The sequence below is a fragment of the Acinetobacter sp. YH12096 genome (assembly GCF_013419215.1).
Lineage (GTDB): Bacteria > Pseudomonadota > Gammaproteobacteria > Pseudomonadales > Moraxellaceae > Acinetobacter > Acinetobacter amyesii.
Genome location: NZ_VPAM01000001.1, coordinates 109,743 through 134,443, shown reverse-complemented (window position 1 = coordinate 134,443; position 24,701 = coordinate 109,743). Strand labels below are relative to the sequence as shown.

General features: G+C 40.1%; 24 protein-coding genes. 4 read left to right on the top strand and 20 right to left on the bottom strand.

Going from position 1 to position 24,701, the window contains the following annotated elements; all coding sequences use genetic code 11:
- Positions 1 to 3 precede the first annotated feature (3 nt).
- The 3 genes from FTU36_RS00615 to FTU36_RS00605 all read right to left on the bottom strand — a co-directional run bounded on the left by FTU36_RS00615 (position 4) and on the right by FTU36_RS00605 (position 3,202).
- A complete protein-coding gene (locus tag FTU36_RS00615) occupies positions 4 to 555 on the bottom strand; it encodes a hypothetical protein (RefSeq protein WP_180007324.1) in 552 nt (183 codons plus the stop codon).
- A 19-nt stretch (positions 556 to 574) separates the two neighbouring features.
- Entirely contained in the window at positions 575 to 1,303 is a 729-nt protein-coding gene (locus FTU36_RS00610) for a hypothetical protein (RefSeq protein WP_180116614.1), read from the bottom strand.
- 378 nt (positions 1,304 to 1,681) lie between these two features.
- Positions 1,682 to 3,202: a transporter associated domain-containing protein gene (locus tag FTU36_RS00605; protein WP_180003045.1), complete on the bottom strand. Its 1,521-nt coding sequence runs from the start codon at positions 3,200 to 3,202 to the stop codon at positions 1,682 to 1,684.
- Between the two features lie 618 nt (positions 3,203 to 3,820).
- Here FTU36_RS00605 and FTU36_RS00600 point away from each other — a divergent pair.
- The gene (locus FTU36_RS00600; protein WP_180003047.1) at positions 3,821 to 4,285 is read left to right on the top strand and encodes a MarR family winged helix-turn-helix transcriptional regulator; all 465 of its coding nucleotides are present in this window, start codon (positions 3,821 to 3,823) and stop codon (positions 4,283 to 4,285) included.
- A gap of 20 nt (positions 4,286 to 4,305) precedes the next feature.
- On the opposite strand, the gene FTU36_RS00595 is transcribed toward FTU36_RS00600, so the two are convergent.
- Positions 4,306 to 4,965 (bottom strand): SOS response-associated peptidase family protein, encoded by a 660-nt coding sequence (locus tag FTU36_RS00595; RefSeq protein ID WP_180116613.1) that lies wholly within the window; start codon positions 4,963 to 4,965, stop codon positions 4,306 to 4,308.
- Positions 4,966 to 5,003: 38 nt separating this feature from the next.
- Between FTU36_RS00595 and FTU36_RS00590 the strand changes: the two genes are divergently transcribed.
- Positions 5,004 to 5,990: a hypothetical protein gene (locus tag FTU36_RS00590; protein ID WP_180116612.1), complete on the top strand. Its 987-nt coding sequence runs from the start codon at positions 5,004 to 5,006 to the stop codon at positions 5,988 to 5,990.
- A gap of 82 nt (positions 5,991 to 6,072) precedes the next feature.
- Here the strand turns inward: FTU36_RS00590 and FTU36_RS00585 are convergent, their stop codons facing one another.
- The 5 genes from FTU36_RS00585 to FTU36_RS00565 form a co-directional block, all read right to left on the bottom strand.
- Entirely contained in the window at positions 6,073 to 7,515 is a 1,443-nt protein-coding gene (locus tag FTU36_RS00585; RefSeq protein WP_180003053.1) for an aldehyde dehydrogenase family protein, read from the bottom strand.
- 111 nt (positions 7,516 to 7,626) lie between these two features.
- Positions 7,627 to 8,103, bottom strand: a complete 477-nt coding sequence (locus FTU36_RS00580) for a hypothetical protein (RefSeq protein ID WP_180022538.1) — start codon at positions 8,101 to 8,103, stop codon at positions 7,627 to 7,629.
- A gap of 88 nt (positions 8,104 to 8,191) precedes the next feature.
- Positions 8,192 to 10,354, bottom strand: a complete 2,163-nt coding sequence (locus FTU36_RS00575) for a malate synthase G (protein WP_180040248.1) — start codon at positions 10,352 to 10,354, stop codon at positions 8,192 to 8,194.
- Positions 10,355 to 10,880: 526 nt separating this feature from the next.
- Positions 10,881 to 12,032, bottom strand: coding sequence for a cell division protein ZapE (gene zapE / locus FTU36_RS00570; RefSeq protein WP_111885050.1), 1,152 nt, complete (start codon positions 12,030 to 12,032; stop codon positions 10,881 to 10,883).
- Positions 12,033 to 12,116: 84 nt separating this feature from the next.
- Positions 12,117 to 13,124, bottom strand: coding sequence for an AraC family transcriptional regulator (locus FTU36_RS00565; RefSeq protein WP_180003059.1), 1,008 nt, complete (start codon positions 13,122 to 13,124; stop codon positions 12,117 to 12,119).
- A gap of 157 nt (positions 13,125 to 13,281) precedes the next feature.
- On the opposite strand from FTU36_RS00565, the gene FTU36_RS00560 reads away from it, so the two are divergent.
- Positions 13,282 to 14,811 carry an NAD(P)/FAD-dependent oxidoreductase gene (locus tag FTU36_RS00560; protein ID WP_180116650.1) on the top strand — a complete coding sequence of 510 codons (1,530 nt, stop codon included), beginning with the start codon at positions 13,282 to 13,284 and terminating at the stop codon, positions 14,809 to 14,811.
- A gap of 49 nt (positions 14,812 to 14,860) precedes the next feature.
- A complete protein-coding gene (locus tag FTU36_RS00555) occupies positions 14,861 to 15,769 on the top strand; it encodes a lysine exporter LysO family protein (RefSeq protein WP_180116611.1) in 909 nt (302 codons plus the stop codon).
- Between the two features lie 79 nt (positions 15,770 to 15,848).
- Here the strand turns inward: FTU36_RS00555 and pyrF are convergent, their stop codons facing one another.
- From pyrF to gspK, 11 genes are all read right to left on the bottom strand, one after another.
- The gene (pyrF, locus tag FTU36_RS00550) at positions 15,849 to 16,529 is read right to left on the bottom strand and encodes an orotidine-5'-phosphate decarboxylase (RefSeq protein WP_180010309.1); all 681 of its coding nucleotides are present in this window, start codon (positions 16,527 to 16,529) and stop codon (positions 15,849 to 15,851) included.
- Positions 16,530 to 16,769: 240 nt separating this feature from the next.
- Positions 16,770 to 17,135 carry a lipopolysaccharide assembly protein LapA domain-containing protein gene (locus tag FTU36_RS00545; RefSeq protein WP_078188931.1) on the bottom strand — a complete coding sequence of 122 codons (366 nt, stop codon included), beginning with the start codon at positions 17,133 to 17,135 and terminating at the stop codon, positions 16,770 to 16,772.
- A 24-nt stretch (positions 17,136 to 17,159) separates the two neighbouring features.
- Positions 17,160 to 17,462 carry an integration host factor subunit beta gene (locus tag FTU36_RS00540; RefSeq protein ID WP_067767464.1) on the bottom strand — a complete coding sequence of 101 codons (303 nt, stop codon included), beginning with the start codon at positions 17,460 to 17,462 and terminating at the stop codon, positions 17,160 to 17,162.
- 162 nt (positions 17,463 to 17,624) lie between these two features.
- Positions 17,625 to 19,304 carry a 30S ribosomal protein S1 gene (gene rpsA / locus FTU36_RS00535; protein ID WP_078188933.1) on the bottom strand — a complete coding sequence of 560 codons (1,680 nt, stop codon included), beginning with the start codon at positions 19,302 to 19,304 and terminating at the stop codon, positions 17,625 to 17,627.
- A gap of 107 nt (positions 19,305 to 19,411) precedes the next feature.
- Entirely contained in the window at positions 19,412 to 20,095 is a 684-nt protein-coding gene (cmk, locus tag FTU36_RS00530; RefSeq protein WP_168378902.1) for a (d)CMP kinase, read from the bottom strand.
- Between the two features lie 17 nt (positions 20,096 to 20,112).
- Positions 20,113 to 20,544: an SRPBCC family protein gene (locus tag FTU36_RS00525; protein WP_078188937.1), complete on the bottom strand. Its 432-nt coding sequence runs from the start codon at positions 20,542 to 20,544 to the stop codon at positions 20,113 to 20,115.
- 26 nt (positions 20,545 to 20,570) lie between these two features.
- Positions 20,571 to 21,122, bottom strand: coding sequence for a tRNA adenosine(34) deaminase TadA (gene tadA, locus FTU36_RS00520; protein WP_078188939.1), 552 nt, complete (start codon positions 21,120 to 21,122; stop codon positions 20,571 to 20,573).
- 3 nt (positions 21,123 to 21,125) lie between these two features.
- Positions 21,126 to 22,250 (bottom strand): enoyl-CoA hydratase/isomerase family protein, encoded by a 1,125-nt coding sequence (locus tag FTU36_RS00515; protein WP_180116610.1) that lies wholly within the window; start codon positions 22,248 to 22,250, stop codon positions 21,126 to 21,128.
- Positions 22,247 to 22,960: a uracil-DNA glycosylase gene (ung, locus tag FTU36_RS00510; RefSeq protein ID WP_168378900.1), complete on the bottom strand. Its 714-nt coding sequence runs from the start codon at positions 22,958 to 22,960 to the stop codon at positions 22,247 to 22,249. The genes FTU36_RS00515 and ung overlap by 4 nt, the downstream gene beginning before the upstream one ends.
- 36 nt (positions 22,961 to 22,996) lie before the next feature.
- Positions 22,997 to 23,593, bottom strand: coding sequence for a 6-carboxytetrahydropterin synthase (locus FTU36_RS00505; RefSeq protein ID WP_168378899.1), 597 nt, complete (start codon positions 23,591 to 23,593; stop codon positions 22,997 to 22,999).
- Positions 23,594 to 23,723: 130 nt separating this feature from the next.
- Positions 23,724 to 24,671, bottom strand: coding sequence for a type II secretion system minor pseudopilin GspK (gene gspK, locus FTU36_RS00500; protein WP_180116609.1), 948 nt, complete (start codon positions 24,669 to 24,671; stop codon positions 23,724 to 23,726).
- Positions 24,672 to 24,701: the final 30 nt, after the last annotated feature.

The window sequence follows — 24,701 nt, the reverse complement described above, 5'->3', positions numbered from 1 at the left end:
AGTTTAATGTGCCGTACTGTCACTTGCAGCATTGGCATCAAACATTTCTGAATCTTCGATCGTTTCTGTTGGATTACTCAAAATCATGTCGAGGTCATAGTCCCCCGCATAAACAATATTTTTGATTTTTGAACAGTCGCCATCACTCATTTCATAATTTAAGACTTTGGCTTCATCACCAATTTTAAACTCAGCACGAACGACGTTTTTATTTTCATCAAAACTCAGTTTAGGCTGAACACCTTTTTTCGAATCTTGCTGCGGATCTTGGCTATCCGTGAAAATATCAAAATCCACATTACACGCTTGTTGCGACTGCTTACAGTTAATTTCTGCTTGCATACGTTCCGCTAACGATGGCTCAAAATAGGCAGTAAGTTGATCTTTACTCAAAGCATGCAATTTCAACTCTTGATCATAAATTTGTTTGACCAGTTTTTCGGGGGCAACACATTTCTGCGATTGCTCTTGTACTTTTTGCTCTGCTGGCTGACAAGCCGTTAAAAAGATCGCCGCGCCGAAACCGAATAATCGATATATCGTCATTTGTCGCATAACACATCCATGTCCATCATTAAACTGCCCGCCCAACTGCCAGATTCATACTTGCTTCAAAAATAGTTGAAACATTTAATTTACAAATACACATTAAACCCATGCCATCAAAATAATCTGGCACGTGCTGCATAAAAAATTGAACATGTTCATCAGATTTGTTCCGTAGCCGAACCAACTGCTCAGGCGTCACCTTCGGTAAATCACAACGATGAACAAAAATATCCTCAGCGCGATGCTGCACATCATGCTGACGGATTTTATAACTGTTTAAAACATCCGCATACTCAGTGGGCATCGGGACACCATGCCTTGGATAAAACTTAACAGAGCGCGAGGCAAATAATGTATATACCTTTGGTTGTGCCAATGTAGCCACAAACCACATCGGAATCACTGGAAATCGAATCTGATGCTGCATCGCCACTTTAATCGCCGAATTTAAGGTCAGGTTTTTCCGCCGGTAATCTACCAATACCCCTGCCCGTGAATTAAAAATAAAAATCGGCCGATTGTTATGCATAATTTTTAATATACGCACAATGTTTTGCCCGATCAGTTTATCTTGCTCAAAATACTGAATAATTGGTAATGCTACAATATCGGGGTCATGCATGTATTGATAAAGTTGCTCAATTTTCGATGTCGGGAAAATACGTTGATCAAACTCCCAGAGCCGTTGAAACAACTCATGTTTTTCTTCAGTCGTGAGTTTACTAAAATCAATGATATTCTCAGTGATCGCCATACCAACACCCATTTTTTAATGGATTAACTTTGAATTTCTTCAAAGTACCTAGTTATAAATTTTTCAAAAACGATATTTAAAATGAAATAAAATTATTAATAGATCATCTATGATGATTAAAACCCCGAGTTAAATTGAATCACTATTTAACCTCATGCTTTTTTAAAACCAACCATATCAATATTTTTTACTTTTGAACCGTTTTAGCCCTCTAAAAGCTCAAAAGATGCAGCGTTTTTTGACTGTTACATCATGTAAATATAATACGTTTTAACATCGTGAATTACAGCCCCCTTGGATAGGATTTCTTATACTTTCTAGTCATACAAAATAGACAGCTTCGAAAAGCTGTCTTTGAGTTATTTTAAAATTTAAGCATTAAGCTTGGTAATAGATATCAACCGTTTTAATGCGGTTTTCATCCATTGCCGTAACTTTAAATTGGATGCCTTTAAAATCAACTACAGTCCCGACTTCAACATTGCCGTGGGTCTGATCTAAAATAAGACCTGAAACACTGATATAACCATCATCTTCTTCGATCAAATCCAGCATTTCCAATTCAAGTTCTAACTGATACAGATCGAGCATGCCTGAAGCTTTCCAATATGCATCATCGATTTTAATCAAATCTAGTTGTTCATCAGCATCAGGGAATTCACCAGCAATCGCTTCAAACACATCGAGTGGTGAAATCAGACCTTGTACCGCACCAAACTCATCCGTAACCAATACCAAAGAGCCTTTAGAGGTACGCAAGGTATTAATCGCATCAATCACCTTCATCTTTTGGAAAATAAAGATTGGACGATGACGTTTAATCAATGCTTTTAGATCATCTTCACTGTCTAGAACATCAATAAGTTCTTTCGCGCGGACAATACTAATCACTTTATCCAAGCTACCACGACACACAGGGAATAAACTGTGCGGCACAGAAAGGACTTGCTCACGAATTTGCTCAGGTGTGTCATTTAAATCCACCCAAGAAATTTGATTACGGGGAGTCATGATCGACGCAACTGAACGCTCTGCAAGCGTCAACACCCCCCCAATCATGTAACGCTCTTCGTCTGCAAAGGTTTCTTGCGCCTGATTACCGACTTGATCAGCTTCTAAGCGCCCACCCATCAGTTTTAAAATACTGTCTGCAGTACGATGGCGTAATGGAATTTTCGCTTCGTGTTTTTGAGCATTGCGTTGACTAAACTGGTTAAAGGCTTCGATGACAATCGCAACACCAATACCTGAGTAGATATAGCCTTTCGGAATATGGAAACCAAAACCTTCTGCTATCAAACTAATACCGATCAGTAATAAGAAGCTTAAACATAGGATCACGACGGTCGGATGTCGGTTTACAAAAGCCGTTAGCGGTTTAGATGCAAGTAACATCACTGCCATTGCCACAATCATTGCTGCCATCATGACATAAATGTTGTCGACCATACCGATCGCTGTAATGACAGAGTCTAAAGAGAAAACCGCATCTAAGACAACAATTTGCGCAACTACTGCTGTAAAGCTGGCATATGCCACTTTTGTTGTCACTTGAACTTCCGGTTTACCTTCTAATTTCTCATGCAGCTCTGTGACCGCCTTATAGACTAAGAACAATCCACCGAACAATAATATGAGATCTCGACCAGAGAATGTCCAATCAAAAACGGTAATCAGGGGCTTTGTTAACGTGACCAACCAAGAGATTGCAAATAACAATCCTAATCGCATAAATAATGCGAGTGAAAGACCAAGTACACGGGCTTTATCACGTTGTTCTGGAGGGAGTTTTTCTGCCAAAATGGCAATAAAGACTAGGTTATCAATCCCTAGTACAATTTCTAAAATAATTAATGTAAGTAAACCAACCCAGATTCCGGGATCTAACAAAAATTCCATTAGCTCTCTTCCTCATTCTGGATTGTAAGAATATCTTCAATCAGACCAACGCACGGCGACGGATCCATAAATTTAACCTGTGTAACTATAGACCATTCCATTATGCACAATCTTGCGCATTTGTAATGTATTCAAGCATATTTTTTCGCATCAACAATATGACAAAATGTTAAAAGCGCTTAATGCGTTGCCGATTGAATGGGCTACATCAAATATAAATCTAGATCGTAATACTGACTTTTATAGATACATGCCAACGCTGTTAAAAAGATTGATTTCATCTAACTTTTTAATTAAATATTATTAAATGCGTTGTATAAGATTGTATGACAAATCTAATGAATTATTTATTTCAACCTTTTGGTAAAATATATTAATATTCAATTTGAATTAAAAACTTATTTATTTTCACTACACTATCTCTCTATAGCAAAAATTACTTTTATTCTTTTTTAATCGCTTGGACAGAATATCAATATAATCTATTAAGATAATCTAAAAATGAGATATCTTCTACTTTCTATTTTTTTATTGTGAACTCTTGCTATTACCCTCTATTTTTCAATAGAATGTTAAAACATTAAATAAAATTAAAACAAATATTCAGGGGACTTCTTCATGACAAAAAAGTATTCAAAATTTTTACCATCCACCGATGACTTTAGCTTAGAAAATTTTCCTTTCTACTGGGTCACTCAGGTTCATGCTCAATACGTTTTAAACGTTGACCATGCGTTGAAAAAATATGGTGTTGATAATTCACGTCGCCGTATCCTTCTCGCACTCAAGTCTAAGCCACATGCGAGCGTTTCGGATTTATCTGAAATGGTCGTGTCTAAAATGTCGACGACAACCAAAATTGTTTATCGCTTAAAAGATGAAGGCTTAGTAGATACCTATTCTTGTGAAGATGATGCGCGTATTACCCGCGTCGTGTTAACCGATAAAGGCACTGCAATGACGCAGAAGATTAACGATCTAACGAATGTCGTTCTCGAGCAATCTTTTGAAGGCTTAACACCGCTACAAATTGAAAAAACCATGGAAAGCTTAAAGCATATCTTTAAAAACTTAGCTCGATAAGCATTTGCATCACCGAAATATCAATCGAAAAAGTTCAGTTGGGGACTGATTTTTTCGATTTTTATTTTGGGTGCGTGCGCACATGCAAACTCATCAACAGGAAAACCTTGTACAAAACTTTGGATGTTGGGTGATTTCCAACTTAGCCATTCCTCTAATCGCGCATGCGGAATCACAATGACCGAGCGCTTTACATTGCCCGGCTCATGAAAGTGTTTCATCATCTCATGCTGAATAGCATCCATCGTAATCATGGTACTTGAACGTACAATCTCGTCACCTTGTCTACAAATGTCATATAAGGCAGCTATATAAAACGCTTCTCCATCTTTGCGCTTAACACTCCAACGCTGCGGCTTATTATCGATATACATTGACTCATAAAATTCAGACACGGGTATTACGCCAAACTTACATTTTGAAATCGCATTAATAAACGTAGGCTTTTGATACAAAGTTTCATTTCGGGCATTATAGGTTTTAAGTGCAATTGATTTGTCTTCGGCCCATTTAGGCACCATGCCAAAATTCACTTTTCGCCACTCTAGCCCTTGTTCAGACTTAAAGAGTAGCGGCAAATCATAATTTGGATAGACTTCCTCAGGATATTCAAAGCTGATTTCAGGCAAGTTTTGAGACTTTAATTGCGATAAGGTAATCGGTTTGAAATTAGCACACATATTTACCATAATCCGCAAAAATTCAATCTTTATAATAAATGAAAAATCTAGACCGAAGTCGCTTTATCGTCTTAATTCTAAGTATGTACCTGTATCCAACCGCACATGCCGCAAAAGTCTCTGTACATACCGTTTCATTTCTACCTTTTAGTCTCGACGCGCTCTATCTCAACGAATATCCATTTAAACAAGACCTAATCAATGAGACTGAGATTCCTGCAGGCAAGTACCGCATTCAATATAAGCATTTTCGCAATCAGCAAATGATCAGTACACATCATTGGGTCACGGTCAAAAATCTTCCCAACACCCAAGAGCAGCAGTTCTCATTAGTCATCCTGCCCTATGGTGAAATGATCAATGTCTCTGACTTTAAAATTACATCTCCAGAAATGTTTCCTGAAATCCGTTTTGCAAAACATGCTCAAAATAGTTATCGCTTGATGCAAAATCAGCAAAGACAACGAGATCAATTTGGCGTGATTCTTCCTGACGCAGATGAAGCCCACACGACAGAATTAGAAGATCAATTTGACTGGTTTACAGTGAACGCAGATGAAGGCCGTGTCAGGACAGATTGTACAGGCACTTTTAAGATCAATCCTCTGGATGCGCTCCCCTATTTCACCACTGCAAATTCAGCTATTCAGTTTAATTATCAACAAGGAAAACAAAAACATAATGCATATTTAGCGTTTAGTGATAACAATCCGCTTATTCCAATCGAAGATCGAACAATTCATGAGGCAACGGATTACAAAAATGGCTTGAAGTTTGATGTGTATATTAACAATATCCAAAAAATGAAAACCGAGACTATTTCTTCTAATTATTCAATCTACAATTACAAGGTTCAGGTCAAGCTATATATGACGGCTTTGCAGCGTAAACCTATGCTGTTGATGAATCAGCAAATGTACTATCAGAATAATTGTTCAAGTCAGGATATTGGCGCTTTTCTGTATTACAAAACACGTTGGAGTCGTTTTTGGGACTATATACTTCCTGATATTTCATGGAAATAAACTAGAGAGGTCCTGCTCCTGCGCAACAGAACCTGTTGTGAAGTCTATTGCACAAGATAAAATAGACTTCATTTTGTGTATTTTAAGCGGGGAAAGTCTGCCAATGGGTGCGGGTAAATTCCTCAAATATCCACTCACCGTTAAAACGACCAAGGCCTGAATTACGTTCACCACCAAAGGGTGCATTAGAATGATCCGCCACACTGATGCCATTGATATGCGTCATGCCTATATCGAGTTTGGCCGCAAACTCTCCGCCGCGTGCTAAATTTGAGGTACATACCGCACTCGATAAACCAAATCGGGTTGAATTCGCCAATTCAAGTGCGTGCGCTTCATCTCGCGCTTTTAAAATCGGCAAGATTGGCCCAAAGCTTTCTTCTAATGCAATATCAGCATGTGCATCCACATGGGTGAAAATATGCGGTGCAACCAATTGACCTTCTATACCGCCTGCATAGGCTAAAATCGCATCTTGCTGAATGGCATTTTGAATAATGGTTTTTAATTTATCGATTTGCGACTTATTGATGATAGGGCCTATCAGAGTTTCGACATCATTCGGATCACCGACCACAATGCTTTTTACCCGTTTAATTAATTTTTCAACATAAGCATCGTGCAAGGATTCATCCACAATCACTCGATTGGTACTCATGCAGATTTGTCCTTGATGCAAAAAACGCCCCATCACGGTCAGTTCAACGGCTAAATTTAAATCTGCATCATCTAAAATCACCAAAGGCGCATTGCCGCCAAGTTCCAGCGCTAAACGCTTAATCCGTGAACTTCCTAGCGCTTTCACCCCCACCTGTTGACCCACTTCAGTTGAACCTGTAAATGAAATCATTTTAGGCACAGGATGCTCTACAAAATAGTCGCCAATTTCACTGCCACTGCCTGCAACGACATTTAACACGCCATGCGGCAAGCCCGCTTCTTCAAATAATTTTCCGAGCAACGTTCCACCTGTCACTGGCGTGTCACTTGCAGGCTTCAACACCACACTATTACCGCAGGCAATCGCAGTCACCACAGAACGCATCGATAAATGAAATGGAAAATTCCACGGGCTAATCACCGCAATGACACCCAAAGGTTTGCGCAATACAAAACTCTTTCGACTCGGGTCTTTACTCTCTAGCTGCGTAGTTTGCATTTTTTCAGGAAAACGCAACGATTCTTGGATAATGCCGAGCGCTGCATCAACTTCAATATTGGCTTTTAAACGTGTACTACCAGATTCATCTATCAGCCATTGAATAATTTCTTCTCTGCGCTGCTGAATGGTTTGAGTTAATTTAGTGATGACTTGCTGACGTACTTCAATGGGCTTGGTCACTTCTGATTTAAAGGCAGCTTCTGCCGCACTATAAGCACTGTCTACATCGACACTGCTGGCTGCCTGCAATTCAAAAATCTCTGCTTGGCTAAAGGGATTGATATTCTTGATGTGACGTGTTGAAGTCCCTGCTCGCCACTGCCCACCAATATATTGCAAATCTAATGCGGTATAAGCTGACATCGTTTCCATCCCATTTTTATCATTCATTCCAATGTAAAGGCTTCAGCATCGAAAAGCTATGAGAAAAACAGGATGAAGCTTATTCCATAATTTATTGTACAGCGCTATAACCTAAACAGGATGATGAATCTGCCGCATCGCTTTATAGATTCGCCAATAAATATAACAGCTAATGATGACTTCAAAACTTAGATCTTTAACTGTGGTGAGTTGCTCAAGCGCAGCCTCCTCCATGTTAACGGTCAACATGGGTAACAGCCCTTCGATGACAATGCCGATGGCAATAAAGAGGACTAAACTCTGAATCGTCACCGGCAGATACAATGCAATAAAGCGCTTTAAAAAATCTCGGCCTTGCTCGCCGCCATTGGCTTTAAATATGGCATTCACCCAGCTAATCAGCAGACCAACTTGTAAAACAAACGAAGCCCAAGCTTCTGTAGGTTTGGATTCTGGGGTTAACGTCAGTGCTAAGTAGCTAAAGAAAATCAATATTGAGCTGGCAATATAGTAGTTTTTATAATGGGTTTCAGAGACTTTATTCAGTCTTATATCATCCACCAACCGATTTACATTCCATAAATACATGGAGTTTCCTTTTCATTTTTTATGTCGACATTCTAACTTTCTCAAGCAATAAAAAAAGCCTCCGAAGAGGCTTTTTTTGATTTACAGATTAGTCACCTGTATAACCTTTTAATTTTAAACGGTAAGCATGAAGAAGCGGCTCTGTATAACCAGAAGGCTGCTCGCCACCTTTGAATACTAAGTCATAAGCAGCTTTGTATGCATAACCATCAAAGCTTGGTGCCATTGGCGTGTAAAGTGGATCGTTGGCATTTTGCTCATCCACAATTTTCGCCATACGTTTAAACACTTCTTCAACTTGCTCAGCAGTTACGATACCGTGACGTAACCAGTTTGCAACGTGTTGAGAAGAAATACGTAAAGTTGCACGGTCTTCCATCAAACCAACGTTGTTGATGTCTAGTACTTTTGAACAACCTACACCCAAATCAACCCAACGAACGACATAACCTAAGATACCTTGAAGGTTATTTTCGAGTTCTTTAGTTTTCTCTTCTTCAGACCAGTTTGTATCTGTCGCTAAAGGCGGCGTTAACAAGTCATCTAAAGATAGCGGCTGAGTATTCAACAACTCTTTTTGACGCTCAGAAACATTGCACTGATGGTAGTGAATCGCGTGAATTACAGCACCAGATGGAGACGGAACCCATGCACAACTTGCGCCAGCTTCTGGATGCTCAATCTTCGTTTTGTACATATCAAGCAACATATCTGGTTTTGGCCACATGCCTTTACCGATTTGCGCTTTACCACGTAAGCCGGCTTGAAGACCGATCATCACGTTACGGTTTTCATATGCAGGGAACCAGATTTGAGACTTCACTTCGCCTTTACGAACGAATGGACCTGCTTCCATGAAAGTATGGATTTCATCACCCGTACGGTCCATGAAACCTGTATTAATAAAGATCGTACGATCTTTCGCTTGCGCGATACAGTTTTTCAAGTTCACAGAAGTACGACGTTCTTCGTCCATGATACCGATTTTCAAAGTCTTCGCAGGTAGACCAAGCGCTTGTTCAGCACGCTCAAATAATTCAACTGCAAATGCAACTTCTTCTGGACCATGCATTTTTGGTTTAACGATGTACATAGAACCTTTACGAGAATTCTTGTTTTCGTTTTCGCCTTTAATGTCTGCAAACGTCAATAACGGTGTGATCAATGCATCCATGATGCCTTCGTAGATTTCAGCACCATCTACAAGGATCGCAGGGTTTGTCATCAAATGACCTACATTACGAAGCAACATCAATGAACGACCGTGAAGCGTAGTTTCACCACCGATTAAGTTTTTGTGCGTACGATCTTTATTTAATGTACGCGTGATGGTCTTACCATTTTTCTCGATTGACTCAGAAAGTGTACCTTTCATTAAGCCTAACCAGTTACGGTAGCCTTCAACTTTCTCTTCAGCATCAACTGCTGCAATTGAGTCTTCTAAGTCTTGAATTGTGGTTACTGCAGCTTCAAGAACTAAGTCTTTAACGCCCGCAGCATCAGTTGAACCAATTGGGCTCGTCGCATCAATTTCAATGATTACATGCAAACCATTGTTTAAAAGTACGATTTCAGTTGGCGCAGCTTCGTCACCATTAAAACCAACAAACTGAGCTTCTTTCGCTAAAGTTGCAGTTGAGCCATCTTTTAGGCTTACAACTAACTTTTTGCCTTCTACCGCATATTTAGTTGCATCTGCATGCGAACCATTAGCTAGCGGGAAAGTTTCATTTAAGAAGTTTTTAGCAAATTCGATAACTTTTGCACCACGAGCTGGGTTATAGCCCTTACCTTTTTCCGCGCCGTCTTCTTCAGAAATCACGTCAAAACCGTAAAGAGCATCGTAGAGTGAACCCCAACGTGCGTTCGCAGCGTTTAAGCAGTAACGTGCATTACGTACAGGCACTACTAATTGCGCACCAGCCAATAATGCGATTTCTTCGTCTACATTTTCTGTGCTGATTTGGAAATCTTCTACTTCTGGTAATAAGTAGCCAATTTCAGTAAGGAAAGCTTTGTAAGCTTCGAGTTCAAATTTGTTGTTGCGGTGCCATTCATCAATTTTAGCTTGAATGTCGTCACGCTTAGCCAATAGTGCTTTGTTCTTTGGGCTAAGATCGACAACGACTTGTTCAAAGTTTTTCCAGTAAGTTTCACTGTCTAAACCTGAACCCGGTAGTGCTTCATTTTCGATGAAATCGTAAAGTTCTTTAGCAATCGCTAACTTGCCTTTTTGAATACGTGCAGTCATTGTCTTTCCTGATATTGCTATTTTTTATAACAAGAGATTCTAGTATACCCATTTATACTTTGCTGAATAGTACTATCACATTCCTAAATAATGATCATTTTCTATGTAATGAAATACCCTCATCATTCAACATAATAAAGATCAGAAATACGACGTCATCATCAGCCTGAATACCTTTTTACAGTGTATAAAGTTTTTGAAATGTCGAAATTAGACTTAAGTGCAGAATTTTGTTCTAAAACTGAACAAATAGACCCAAGCGTCAAACAAACTCACTCGATTAAGCCATGAAATGCTGCCAATGTCGATGCTACAACTTCAACCAATCAGTTTAAATTTAACGCTTTTATCGATGAATTATTAAACAGCCATACTTCTTATTTAATGATGCTTTTATCATGAGACTTTGCTTTAACTTCTATTGTTCGTTCCACAGCTTTTCTTAATTTATACATGTTTTCTAAAACTAAAAATCAAAAAAAAAGAACGCCATCAAGACGTTCTTTTTTCATTCCAACAGAAACGCTTAATTTTCTGCCGTAGATTCTGGTGCATTGATTTGACGGTGAGAGGTATGTAGATAATCATCAGATTGCATTTCCAATAAGCGCGAACGTGTACGCTCAATTTCAAATGCCAATTTTTCACCTTGATATAATTCAATAATCGTATCTTCTGAAGTAAGCAACAACTTCACACCACGGTCATAAAACTCATCAACTAGATAGATAAAACGACGAGTCCCTTCAGACAAATAATCCGTCATGTGCGGCACATTACTCACCAAGACCGTATTATAAATATTGGCAATTTCAATAAAGTCCGCTGGGCTACGTGGTTTTAGGCAAAGTTCAGAATATTCACACCACAGTACATCTTCCGTATGACCAATGGTTTCCACAATACGCTGATTAATAATAATTGGCTCTTGTGAAACTGTTTGGGTTTGCGTTAATGCTGTAAAACGCTGTGCCATCCACAACTTATGTTCATGTGTTAAAGGTGACTTAAACAACTGCGCTTGTTTCAATACACGTAAACGATAGTCTACGCCTGAGTCTACATTTAAAATCACACAGTTCTTTTTTACCATTTCGATGGTTGGGATAAAACGGTCACGGTGGATCCCGTTTTTATACAAACCATCTGGTGCGATGTTAGATGTTGCAACAAGGGTGATCCCACGCGTAAATAATTTTTGGAATAGATCACTCAAAATCATCGCATCTGTGACATTGGATACAAAGAATTCATCAAAGCAGATCACGACCGCTTCTTTATAAATTTGGTCGGCCACAAGGTCGAGTGGATTACGCTGACCTGAAAGCTTATTTAATTCACGGTGTACGTACTGCATAAAGTGATGGAAATGCATACGAGTTTTGCGTCGAAATGGCACAGAATCATAAAACTGATCCATCAGCCAAGTTTTACCACGTCCTACACCGCCCCACATATACACCCCTTTCGGTGCAGTTTGACGACGGAAACGACGAAACGCTTTTTTAGAAGCCTTAAAACGTTGGATTAATTCTTGCCAAACTCGATCCAACTCATGCACTGCTTGCGCCTGTTCCTGATCTGGTAAAAACTGACCAGATGCTAAGGCTTGAGCATAACGCTCAGCCGGTGAAATCGGAGTAAATGCGGTGTTGTGTGGTGACTGAAAATCTGACATATCATTAAATACTTTTTGGGGCTAAATGAATTATAACGAAGAATAAACTCGAAGATATAACACTTTGGCAGTAAAGCGCATTGGCTATTTATTATATTGTCTCGGACTATGCCCAAACCAACGTTTAAACGCATGATTAAACGCCGCAGGTTCTGAATAGCCCAGCAATTCTGCAATCATTTCAATTGAATATTCATTATATTCAATCATACGGAGTGCTTTATCTTTAATAATATCTTCACGAATTTGCTTATAACTGGTATTTAACTGTTGCAGTTGATGACGCAAAGTTCTTTCAGGCAAGTTCAACGCTTGAGCAGTTGCTGCCATACTTGGCATCGCACCACTTTGTAATTCCAAATAATCTTGCACACGTTGAACCAATGATGGCGCATCTTCATCGGCGCTTAAACGTTCTAACTCCGCAATACACTTCGACTCATATAATCGAAAAGTAATAATATCTGCGGATGGAATACGAATATCTAAAACATCTTCATCGAACCAAAATGCCGCAAATGGCGCACCAAAGCGAACTTGTGGACCATAATAATCGGTGAACATTTTTAATTTTTCAGGATCTTTGGGTTCAGCAAAAGGCAAATCAATTTGAACTTGTGGTGTCGATAACCCCATCATTTTGTAAAGATCGCGGATGAATTTATACGTTCCAGAAATTTCCGACTGTGCCAATAATGCACCCAGTGGTGCATACACATCTTGGGGTTGATAACATAAGGCCACTTTATGCTGACTGATTTGCAAACTCAAACGCCCAGTTAGATGTGTCAACTGTTGAAAGCGAATCCCCTGATTTAAAGCTTGGCGTAAAGTATCACTGGTGACCAATAACATCAGCAACGGACCATAACCCGCCAACGTATAATGCTGACCAATAAATAACCCTTGCTCAGGTTCTACATCTTTACCAATGACTTTCAGTACATCCCACTCCAAACTCGGATGAATCACCGAAGTAGGATCGAGTGCATCGACACGCAGCCCGATAGTTTGCAAACGTTGATCGACATCTACGCCTGCTTTACGCATTCCTTGTACAAGATACATCAGGCTTAGAATGGATCGTTTCATAAATCGTAAAATGACATTAAATTTCTTCTTTTTTACTACAAATTTGCAATTATGAACATTGCCGTTTCGATCAATTTTTCTGTCATCTCAATCATATTGTTCTGATCATGAACTCAAGTATGCTTAGTTTGTAATCTCGCTTGGAATTAAAAAAATGATGCAGGAAGCGCAAACAAAAACAGTGCAAACCCCAAAAGCCAATTCGGAAATTCATACGCAAATCGCCATCATCGGCGGTGGTTTTGGTGGTATTGCTATGGCAATACGGCTTTTCCAACAAGGCAATCAAGATTTCCTGATTCTCGAAAAAGCCAATGATTTTGGTGGAACTTGGCGTGAGAACCGCTACCCTGGCGCTGCCTGCGATGTGCAATCACATATGTATTCGCTTTCTTTTGCACCCAAAACAGATTGGTCAAAACGTTATGCCGAAGCACCTGAAATATTTGATTATATCCAACACGTCACCCGTGAATATAATTTAAAACAATTCTGTCGCTTTAATAGTGAAGTGCTTTCAAGTCGATACAATGAATCAACCTGCGACTGGCATTTAGAACTCAAAGATGGTGTTAAAATTACCGCTCAATACGTGATTTTTGCATCTGGCCCGCTACATGTCCCGCAAATTCCACACATTCCGGGCATTGAAAAATTTAAGGGTAAAGTGTTTCATTCTTCGCAATGGGATCATCAATATCCATTAGAAGGTAAAAAAGTCGCATCGATTGGTACAGGCGGCAGTGCCATCCAATACATTCCAGAAATCGCACCACAAACACAGCAACTGTATGTTTTTCAGCGTACCGCGGCTTGGGTCATTCCACGAGATGAACGTAGTTATCATGGTTTAGAAAAATCATTATTTAAAAAATATGATTGGTTTCGAAAAATTCACCGCGCTCGCCTGTATTGGACCAACGAATCACGTGTCGTACCAATTGTTAAACCAACCACCATGAAATATGCGCAAAAACTGGCAGAACTGTATATTAAATACCAAGTCAAAGATGCTGAACTTGCCAAGAAACTAACGCCAAACTACATCATGGGTTGTAAACGCATTTTAATTTCTAATAAATACTTTCCAACGTTTAATCGACCTAATGTGGAATTGGTCAGTGATGCAATACAAGAAATCACTGAAAATGCCATTATTACCAAAGATGGAAAATCCCGTGAAATCGATTGTCTGATCTATGGCACAGGCTTTATTACCGATCCAAGAATTTATTTAAAATCATTTAAATGTATTGGTGAAAATGCTCAAGAACTCAAACAAGTTTGGCAAGCTGGCGCAGAAAGTTTTTATGGCATTTGCACCAAAGGCTTTCCAAATCTATTCCAATTATTAGGCCCCAATACCGTACTTGCGCATAATTCAGTGGTATTTATGATTGAGGCACAAGTCGATTACATCTTACAAATGATGCAATTGGTTTCAAAATCTAATGTTCAAGCCATCGCTGTCAAAGATCAGGTGCAAGACCAATTTAACACTCATGTACAAGATATGCTTGATGGAACAGTTTGGCAATCAGGCTGCGTGAGTTGGTATCAGCAAAATGGCGGTAAAAATTTTGCACTGTGGCCAACTTATACATGGAAATATTGGCTCGCTACTCGAAAAATAAATCCAGCCGATTTTCGACTCCTCAGTAAAACAAAATCTAGTCATGCAGCTTAAGCAATAACAGGTCATAATAGGCAGGTATTCATTATCTGCCTATTTTTGTATGCAATCTTTCTGGCTGATTTTCCAGCTCTTGACCTGTTTAGGGCTTGGTTTTATTCTTGCACGTCGCCTACCCACTTGGCTTGAAAAAATCGCCTTTAAACTCCTGCCTTACTTTACTTATATTTTGTTATTTGCAATTGCGATCGAATTTTCTGAAACATTACACACTATTCCAGCACCTCTGCAAATCCTCTCTTCATCAGTACTTATTGCACTATTGACCTCAATGGGTGCTTTTATTTGCTGCTATATTTTATTTAAGCTTTTAGGCTATAAACCCAGTCATGGCAAAGTGTCCATGCAGTTAGTAACAAGCTCACTCATCAATATTAGCTATGCTTTTATTGCATTAGGTTTAGGTTATGCTTTTGCTGAAATGGCAGCACATTTTAGTCTTCAGCCACATATTAGTACTTGGGATCTACTTTTAGTCTTCATGTTTCTGATTGGGCTTGATCTCGCCTACTCACCACTGGATCGCTCTTGGTTAAATTGGAAAATTCTACTTGTTCCACTCGGTTGTATCGTCGGTTCACTTTTGGGCGCTTTTGCTGCTGCATACCTATTGCCACAAATCAGTTTGAAAGATTTGATCATGCTGTCACAAGGCTACGGTTTCTATTCGATGACAGGCATCGTCGTGACAGAATTAAAAAATGCACATCTCGGCAGTATCGCGCTGATGAATGATTTATTCAGAGAAATTTTTGCGATTGTGTTTATGTATATTATTGGCTGGCGTTACCCACGCTCTGCAATTTCATCTGCGGGTGCAACAGCTATGGATGTCACCCTACCTATGGTCAAACAAGCCTGTGGTAATGATTTTATTCCACATGCCATGGTCAGTGGCTTTATCCTTTCTGTACTCGCACCAATATTGGTGAGTATATTGGCGGCTATCTAACCCCTCACCTAAATCCTCTCCCAAAGGCAGAGGACTTTCTCTCTCCCTCTGGGAGAGAGTTAGAGAGAGAAGGTAAATATTAAAGTGTCGCTAAAATATCTTTTAAAGTCTGACGCATATTCTCCGATTTGGTAATCGGACGACCAATCACCAAATGTGTAGAACCATCGAGCATGGCTTGTTTAGGTGTCACAATTCGTTTTTGATCATCAGCAGCAGAACCCGCAGGACGGATACCCGGTGTCACTAAAGCAAACTCAGCACCCAAAGTCTCACGCAGCATTTTTGCTTCTTGTGCCGAACACACTACACCATCTAAACCACTTTCTTTCGTTAAAGTCGCAAGACGTTTCACATGTTCAAAGGGTTCAACATCTAAACCTAAATCCGCAAGATCTTCACGACCCATCGAGGTCAAAACAGTAACAGCAATCAGCTGAGTATTGTAATTGCCTGCTTTTAGGCGCTCTACACAGGTTTCCATCATTTTACGACCACCTGATGCATGAACGTTGACCATCCACACACCCATATCCGCAGCTGCACAAACTGCTTGCGCTGTGGTGTTTGGAATATCATGGAATTTTAGATCTAGAAATACTTCAAAACCTTTATCATGCAAGGCCTTAACGACACTTGGACCCTCATGGGTAAATAACTCTTTACCAACCTTAACTCGACATAATGCAGGATCTAACTGCTCTGCAATTGTAAGTGCGTCATATTGGCTTTTAGCATCTAGTGCAACGATGATACTCAAGAGACTTACCCTTCATTTTGACAAAATTAGTGCATTATAGATGTATTCAACTTGATCAGAAAGTCATAAAACTCATGTTATTTGAAATGATTAATTTGAATTGAGCTATCTCATTATTTTATTTGAGATAAGCGTATTATTTTTTCAGCCCATAAAAAAACACCCCGATGATCCACCGGAGTGTTAAATATAAAATTTAAATCTACTCATAAAAGTAGTTAATTTACTTCTAAAACCCAATTATAACGGGTTAGAAGGACGCTCATTCGCATCAATATCTAAAACTGTCTTTTCATGACGCGTATGTGCAGCCGCTTCAGCAGCAGCCAGTTGAGCAGTTTGAATTTGCTCTTTACGTAGGCGGTCAATATCTTTACGTAGACGTTTAATTTCCCAGTTATTTTGAAATACTCGAAATACTTGCACTGCCAATAAAAGACCTAACACCAAACCTAATGACAAGGTTAATAGCAATAAAAGCCCTAAACGCATTGCAGGCACTTGTGTAAACAACAAATCGACTGAAAGTTCAGTTCCGTTTTGCAGAACCAAAGCCAATGAGTATCCAAATAGGACCAGTAGAATTACGACCAATACGTAACGCATAAACACCCCTAACAATGTTTTGAATTAGTTTGCAGATTCGTTTACCGCATCACGTAATGCTTTACCAGGTTTAAAGTGTGGTACAGCTTTTGCTGCCACTTCAACTGATTTACCTGTTTTTGGGTTACGACCCACACGTGGTTCACGGTGATGTAATGCAAAACTACCAAAACCACGGATTTCAATTCGGTTGTCTGTAGACAAAGCTTCGATCATTTGATCGATCATTATCTTAACGGCCTCTTCCACTAAGGGTTCAGCTAAGTGTGGGTTTTTAAGAGAAATACGCTCTATTAAGTCAGACTTATTAAGTGCTTCAGTAGTCATCTGCGACCTCTTTAATTATCAAGCTACCTAGGATCAGTTTCCTGATAATAACCTGTTTAAATACAAAACGGTAGCGTAATAATCACTTACTACGCTACCGTTACAGTAATTGTGTAAAATATATTAATTAATTTACATTAACAATACAATTCAAACACTTACTTAGTGGTTCATTTGAGCTTTGATCAAATCACCAATAGTCTTAGGACCATTGTCTGAAGTTGCTGTAGCTGTCTTGTTCAAGTTAGCTACTGCTTCTTTTTCTTCAGCTTCGTCTTTCGCTTTGATAGACAAGTTGATAGAACGTGATTTGCGGTCTACGTTGATGATTTTAGCTTCAACTTCTTGACCAACTTCAAGGAACTTAGTTGCATCTTCAACGCGGTCGCGGTTGATTTCAGATGCTTTAAGAGTCGCTTCAACTTCGTCAGCTAACTTAACAGTAGCGCCTTTAGCGTCAACTGCAGTTACAGTACCTTTAACAAGCGCACCGCGTTCGTTAGCAGCTAAGAAATCGTTGAACGGATCGCTGTTCATTTGTTTGATGCCAAGGCTGATACGGTTGCCTTCAGCGTCTACTGAAAGGATAACCGCTTCAACTGTGTCACCTTTCTTGTAACGACGGATAGCTTCTTCGCCTTGTTCGTTCCAAGAAATGTCAGACAAGTGAACTAGACCATCGATACCGCCTGGTAAACCGATGAAGATACCGAAGTCAGTGATTGACTTGATAGTACCTGAAACTTTTTCACCTTTGTCGTGTTCTTTAGCAAACTCTTCCCATGGGTTAGCACGAGTTTGTTTGATACCAAGAGAAATACGACGACGCTCTTCATCAACTTCAAGAACCATAACGTCAACTTCGTCACCGATCTGAACAACTTTAGATGGGTGGATGTTTTTGTTAGTGTGGTCCATTTCTGAAACGTGTACTAAGCCTTCAACGCCTTCAGCGATTTCAGCGAAGCAACCGTAGTCAGTTAAGTTAGTTACACGAGCTTTAACGATAGAACCTTTAGGGTAACGGTTCATGATCGCTAACCATGGATCTTCGCCTAATTGTTTAAGGCCTAAAGATACGCGGTTACGTTCGCGGTCGAATTTAAGTACTTTAACAGTAACTTCTTGACCAACTTCAACAACTTCTGAAGGGTGCTTGATACGTTTCCAAGCCATGTCAGTGATGTGAAGAAGACCATCAATACCGCCAAGGTCAACGAACGCGCCGTAGTCAGTAAGATTTTTAATAGTACCAGTAACTGTTTGACCTTCTTCAAGCTGAGCAAGAAGAGCTTCACGGTCAGCTGAAGATTCAGCTTCCATAACAGCACGACGAGATACAACAACGTTGTTACGTTTAGCATCAAGTTTGATTACTTTAAATTCTAACTCTTTACCTTCTAAGTGAGTAGTATCACGAATAGGACGAGTATCAACTAAAGAACCTGGAAGGAACGCACGAACTGGACCGATGTCAACAGTGAAACCGCCTTTAACCTTACCAGAGATAACACCAGTAACGATTTCGCCGTCTTCAAAGATTTTTTCAAGTTTAGTCCAAGTTTCAGCACGTTTAGCTTTTTCACGTGATAAAACTGTTTGACCCATACCGTTGTCAAGAGCTTCAACAACTACGTCAACAGTGTCGCCAACTTGAACTTCAAGTTCACGTTGTTCATTTAAGAATTCAGCGCGGTCAACAATACCTTCTGATTTAAGGCCAGTGTCAACTGTTACCCAGTCAGAGTCGATATTTACTACAACGCCTTGGATGACAGCACCCTTTTCAACGTTGAGGTTTAATTCGCTTTCTTCAAAGAGGGCTGCAAAAGATTCGGTCATGATATACCTAGTAAAGTCAGCGGTCTTGGATCAGACAAGGCCGGTTTAATTAAGCGTCTACATAGTCCGTATAAGACTGATCAAGCTATGCTTCTGCTGAAAATTCTTTAGTTTGCTAATTGCTGATCGATGTAATTCGTCATCAGCGTGAATACTTCATCAATACTCAAAGTTGAACTATCAATGAAATAAGCATCTGGCGCAGGCTTGAGTGGAGCGACTGTGCGTTCCATATCTCGCTTATCACGCGCTTCGATATTAGCTAAAATGTCGTTTATTTTAACATCCACGCCCATAGCCTGCAACTGATTTACACGGCGCTCTGCACGGGACTGAGCAGAAGCCGTTAAATAAATCTTGGCTTGAGCATTGGGAAAAATCGTAGTTGCCATGTCACGGCCATCTGCAACCAAACCAGGTGCTTGGGCAAAGGCATGCTGACGTTCTAAAAGCGCAGTTCTAAGTGCAGGAATTGCAGCAACTTTTGAGGCAAACTCTCCGACTCTCTCAGTACGGATAACTTTTGAGACATCTTCACCATCTAAAAGCACCGAAACACCTGCTTCATTTGTCACAAATTGTATGTCTAAATTTGTTGCAATTTTTACGCATTCATCGAGCTTTGAGTCTAATGCATCAATTAAGTCTTGCTTATGCAATGACAATCCCAACAGACGATATAACGCACCTGAGTCGAGTAAGTGGAACTGATAATGTGCCGCAATTTTTGCTGCCAATGTTCCTTTACCTGAGCCACTTGGGCCATCAATTGTAATGATTTGAACTGTCATTGCTCTTCCATTTTTGTTTATACGGTTTTTGCAAGTTTTGAAAAACCAATTTTAATCGCTGACTTCAGTTGCGCAAGGATTAATTGACTAACGAATGGCGCACGCGCCTGTAATTCAATCGTATAAGTGACTAAAGTACGCGCAGCATCGATCGCTTCGAATTGAATCACACCCAAATGATGTTTCACCAATGGGTTTTTAATAATCTTATATTCAATGCGTTGGTTTGGCTCAAGTAAGGTAATTTGCTCTTGTAACGGCTTCACTGGCCCAAAGCCCATTCGGCGCACTGAACCCACACCATCAGGACGCTCAGGATCTGCTGAATCTTTGACACGCACCACTTGAATCGGTGCAAAAGCCACGTTATAGGTCGAATGTTTTGAAAGTAAGTCAAAAACCTGCTCGACTGGTGCATTAAATTCTTTTTTTACTTGGATCGATTTCATGGTGTACCCTATTTTATTTGACAATATTAATTGTCAGTAGAGTTTACTTGATTTTTTAAATTAAGTTCAGTCAAAGTGGCTTTTTCCTGTAACTTCATCAGTCGTTTTTGTTCACGACGCATTTTAAAAAAATCACTTAATTGTTGGGAGCATTGCTCTTGTAGGCAACCATGCTCAAACTCAAAGATATGGTTATAGTAGCCTGAATTTAATAATTGACGCGAACTGACCAAAGAACCTGCTTTAGGCTCAGTCGTCGCAAATACCACACGTTTAATTCTCGAATGTACCAAAGCACCCACACACATTGTGCATGGCTCCAATGTTACATATAAGGTTGCATCATCGGGTAAACGGTAATTATCGATATTTAAACAAGCTTGACGCAAAGCTTGTACTTCCGCATGTGCGGTGGGATCTTTCAGAGAAATCGGCGCATTAAACCCTGCACCTATGACTTGATTTTGACTCACAATGACTGCGCCTACAGGAATTTCTTGCAATTCGGCAGCTTGTGCAGCCTGCTCGAAAGCAAGCTGCATCCAATGTTCATCACTATATAAGTTTGGTTCAGACATCAATTAATAAATTACACCATACTGTCTTAACAGTGCATTCCAACTGTCAATATTGGTTACAGGAGGCTCATCAGCCAGAATTCCTTTGAGGGAAAGATCTGTACCTTTTTTCCATTCTGGAGACAGGTCTTTATCGACTAGACGGGCGCGCACACCTTCAACAAAGTCCGCGTGACGAATTTTCCAATCCGAAATTTGGGTTTCTAGCTCAAACACTTCATTCCAAGAATGCACTTGCTTGCCCCACTGCCACAACAACCATGTTAATGCGGCGGTTGCAGGTGAACCTTTTTGTAGATTTTCACTGGCTTGGCGTAACCAATCACTGCGCGCATCACTTAAACCAATAATTGATTCATAGTCATGTTCAAAATTATGCCCACGGCACACACTTTGAATCACATCTAACGAGTTTTGTAATGGCCCCGGCCCCACAGGACGATGCATACTATTTAAAGTGTCATCAATGGCACGAAAATCGCCCGCTGGATAATGATCCCAATCAATATTAATGACAGTTTCAAGTACATTATCACGCTGAGCATCACAAATATGCGTTGCCCAGCCGATACCATAAGCACCTGCTGCGGTCATAATCGAGCCTGTTAATCCCGTAAACAAACCAATAGCACCACGGTCAGCGAGGAAACGCGTCGCACCAACATCTGGATACAAACCGATATTAATCTCAGGCATTGCTAAACGTGAATAAGGTGTCACCAAACGGAAAGGTGCAGCCATAAATAGACCTAAACCACCTCCCATGACATAACCTTCGCCCCAAACCAAAATCGGCTTTGCATAGTTATGCAGCAGCAAATCTAGGGCATATTCTTGTTCAAAGAATTTATTCGCCGTTTCAACTTCATCATTGACCACCAATTGTCGCAATTTGCGTACATCGCCACCTGCACAAAATGCTTTCGGCGTAGTGGAATCTAACCAAATCGCTTTTACTGCATCATCGTGTTGAAAGTCCTGAAAGACTTCAAGCAACGCTGTACAGATAGATTCATCTAATGCATGAAGCGATTTTGGGCGATTCAGGCGAACAATGCGCCAGCCCTTTTTCGCTTCTTCAACAATCAGATCTGGGTGATAATTTTTTGAAACGGGAGAATAAGTCATGCGTCCAGCTGCCAGTCTATTGGCTCAATGCCATTTTGTTTAAGATAATTATTACTTTTTGAGAACACCTTACAACCAAAAAAACCACCGCGGTTTGCAGCCAAAGGAGATGGATGCGCGGCTTTTAGCACCAAGTGCTTATTTTGGTCAATGCGTTGTCCCTTACGCTGTGCATATGCCCCCCATAAAATAAAGACAATATGCTCACGTTGCTCATTTAAAACATCAATCACATGGTCTGTAAAATCCTCCCAGCCACGTTTTTGATGTGAAGTTGGTTGCCCAGCCTCAACAGTCAGTACCGCATTTAAAAGCAAAACACCTTGTTCTGCCCAGCGTGTTAAGTCCCCATGTTTTGACACAGGCACCCCAAGGTCGGTATTTAACTCATGGAAAATATTACGTAAAGAAGGTGGTAATGCAACCCCCTTTTGTACCGAAAAACTCAAGCCATGTGCCTGATTTGGCCCATGATACGGGTCTTGGCCTAAAATCACCACCTTTACATTCGCCATAGGCGTCGTGTTTAAGGCATTAAAAATCAGCGGATTCGGTGGATAAATCACTTTATCCTGTTTCATTTGTTGTAGCAGAAAGTCTTTTAACTCATCCATGCGGGGGCTAAGCAAAAACTCACTTAGGCCATATTTCCAGCTAGCATCAAGCTGCACTTTAGCGAGTTTTGCTTGTTGCTCTTCTGTTAAAGACATCACTGTTAACCAATCCTAATAAAACCAAATATTTACTTAAATTTTAACTTGTAAATCAACTGCAGGGTTTAAAAATTTTTGACCCTGTTTTAATTTTTCATACATCTGGGAATCGTTCCATTCCGACTGAACCTGTTCGGAAAAGACGATTTGATCTAACTGCAACAGCCCCATTTGTGCGTTGTCGATATCTTCTAAAAAGCTTTGCGCATAGCCTGTGTCCGTCTCATGTACGATCACAGAATACACTTCAACATCACCCTCACCATTTTGAGTTTCTGTTGATTTTAGAACTTGTTGTGCTAAGTAAAAGAAGATTCGTGAAAATTGTTCCGCTGAGGGCGATACGGGTAGTTCGACCCAACGTGCACTGAACTGTTTGCAGGCACGAATGTACTCAGCATCATCGTGTTGCCAAAAACAAATCGCGTGATCAAAACTGTCAAATAAGTCTTTAATTACCCCTTTGAGCAAACCGAAATCGTAAACCATTTGTCCATGGTCAAGTTTCGACGCTTTAAGTAATAGTTCGACTTTATAACTGTGTCCATGAATGGAACGTTTGCAACGGTCTGACGTGCAATTACGCACGATATGCGCGTTTTCAAACTTAAATAACTTACGAATTAACATATGTCGTAATGCAATCAAATAATCTATGGGTTCTCAGAGATTATAATGCAAAAGTCTAACAAGAGGCATTAATTTTGCTGTTCAGCACAATTGGGAAAAGGTATCATGAAAATTTAGCGATATTTAAGACCTAAAATGGTGCCATACTGCGAAAAGCCACATATACATCTTTATCTTTTCGCACTAACTCACTGGTAAATTGACGCTTTCTTTCATTTAAAATAATTTCAATTTGCGCTTTAAAATAGTTCGACTGCACACCCAATTGTGAATTTAAAACTTCCCTATTTTCTGTGCTCACCTGTGCAAATGGCTCCATTGCCCATAAATCATTGATATTTTCGAAATGTTCAAATTTGGCTGCTTTTTGTTGCAAAGCTTGTTCAACTGCATTGACATCTAAACGATCATCCAAGGTCGCTAACAAAAATGCAGGAGCGGTATTAATGTTTACCGTTGTTTCATGCGAAGGTAAGCTACTCACATAAGGCGCAATTAGTTTATATTGAGCACCGTCAAAACCACGGACTGATTTCAGCTCTTCCACACTATGGAATTTTGCATTTGGCGGTAGTGCCGCATTATTTAAACCACGATAATACGCCAGCTCTGCTCCCATTGGGCCAGAGGTCTCATCATCTTCATCTTGCCAGTCAATCACGGCTTGACTTAATTCTGCGGGTAAACCAACACGCTGCAATATTTTTTCAAACCATAGCTTTGCTTTGTCATTTACCACACCCTCTTCTGAAACCAAACTATTGAGGTTAAATTTTCCAGATTCGTCTTGGAGCACACCTGCAACAGTTCCACCTTCCACAGGAAAGGCTGGCATAGGCTGAGCCCAATTTTCTTGGAGGTGATCCACCTGCCCTGCATTTTCGGCATCATTTACCAAAAGTTCAGCAAAAAATGCTTCGGCACTTTTCGCATATAACATCGATTGATTTTGGCGCATCACGTAGGCGGTGTTTTCAGAAGTATTGGCTTGTTGTTTTGCGATGCCTGCAGCAACTATGGTTGCCAAAGCTACCATCATCAGAATAGTTAACAAAGCAATGCCGCGTTGCTGTTTCATAAGCAACTCCGAACTTCAAATGAACCTACT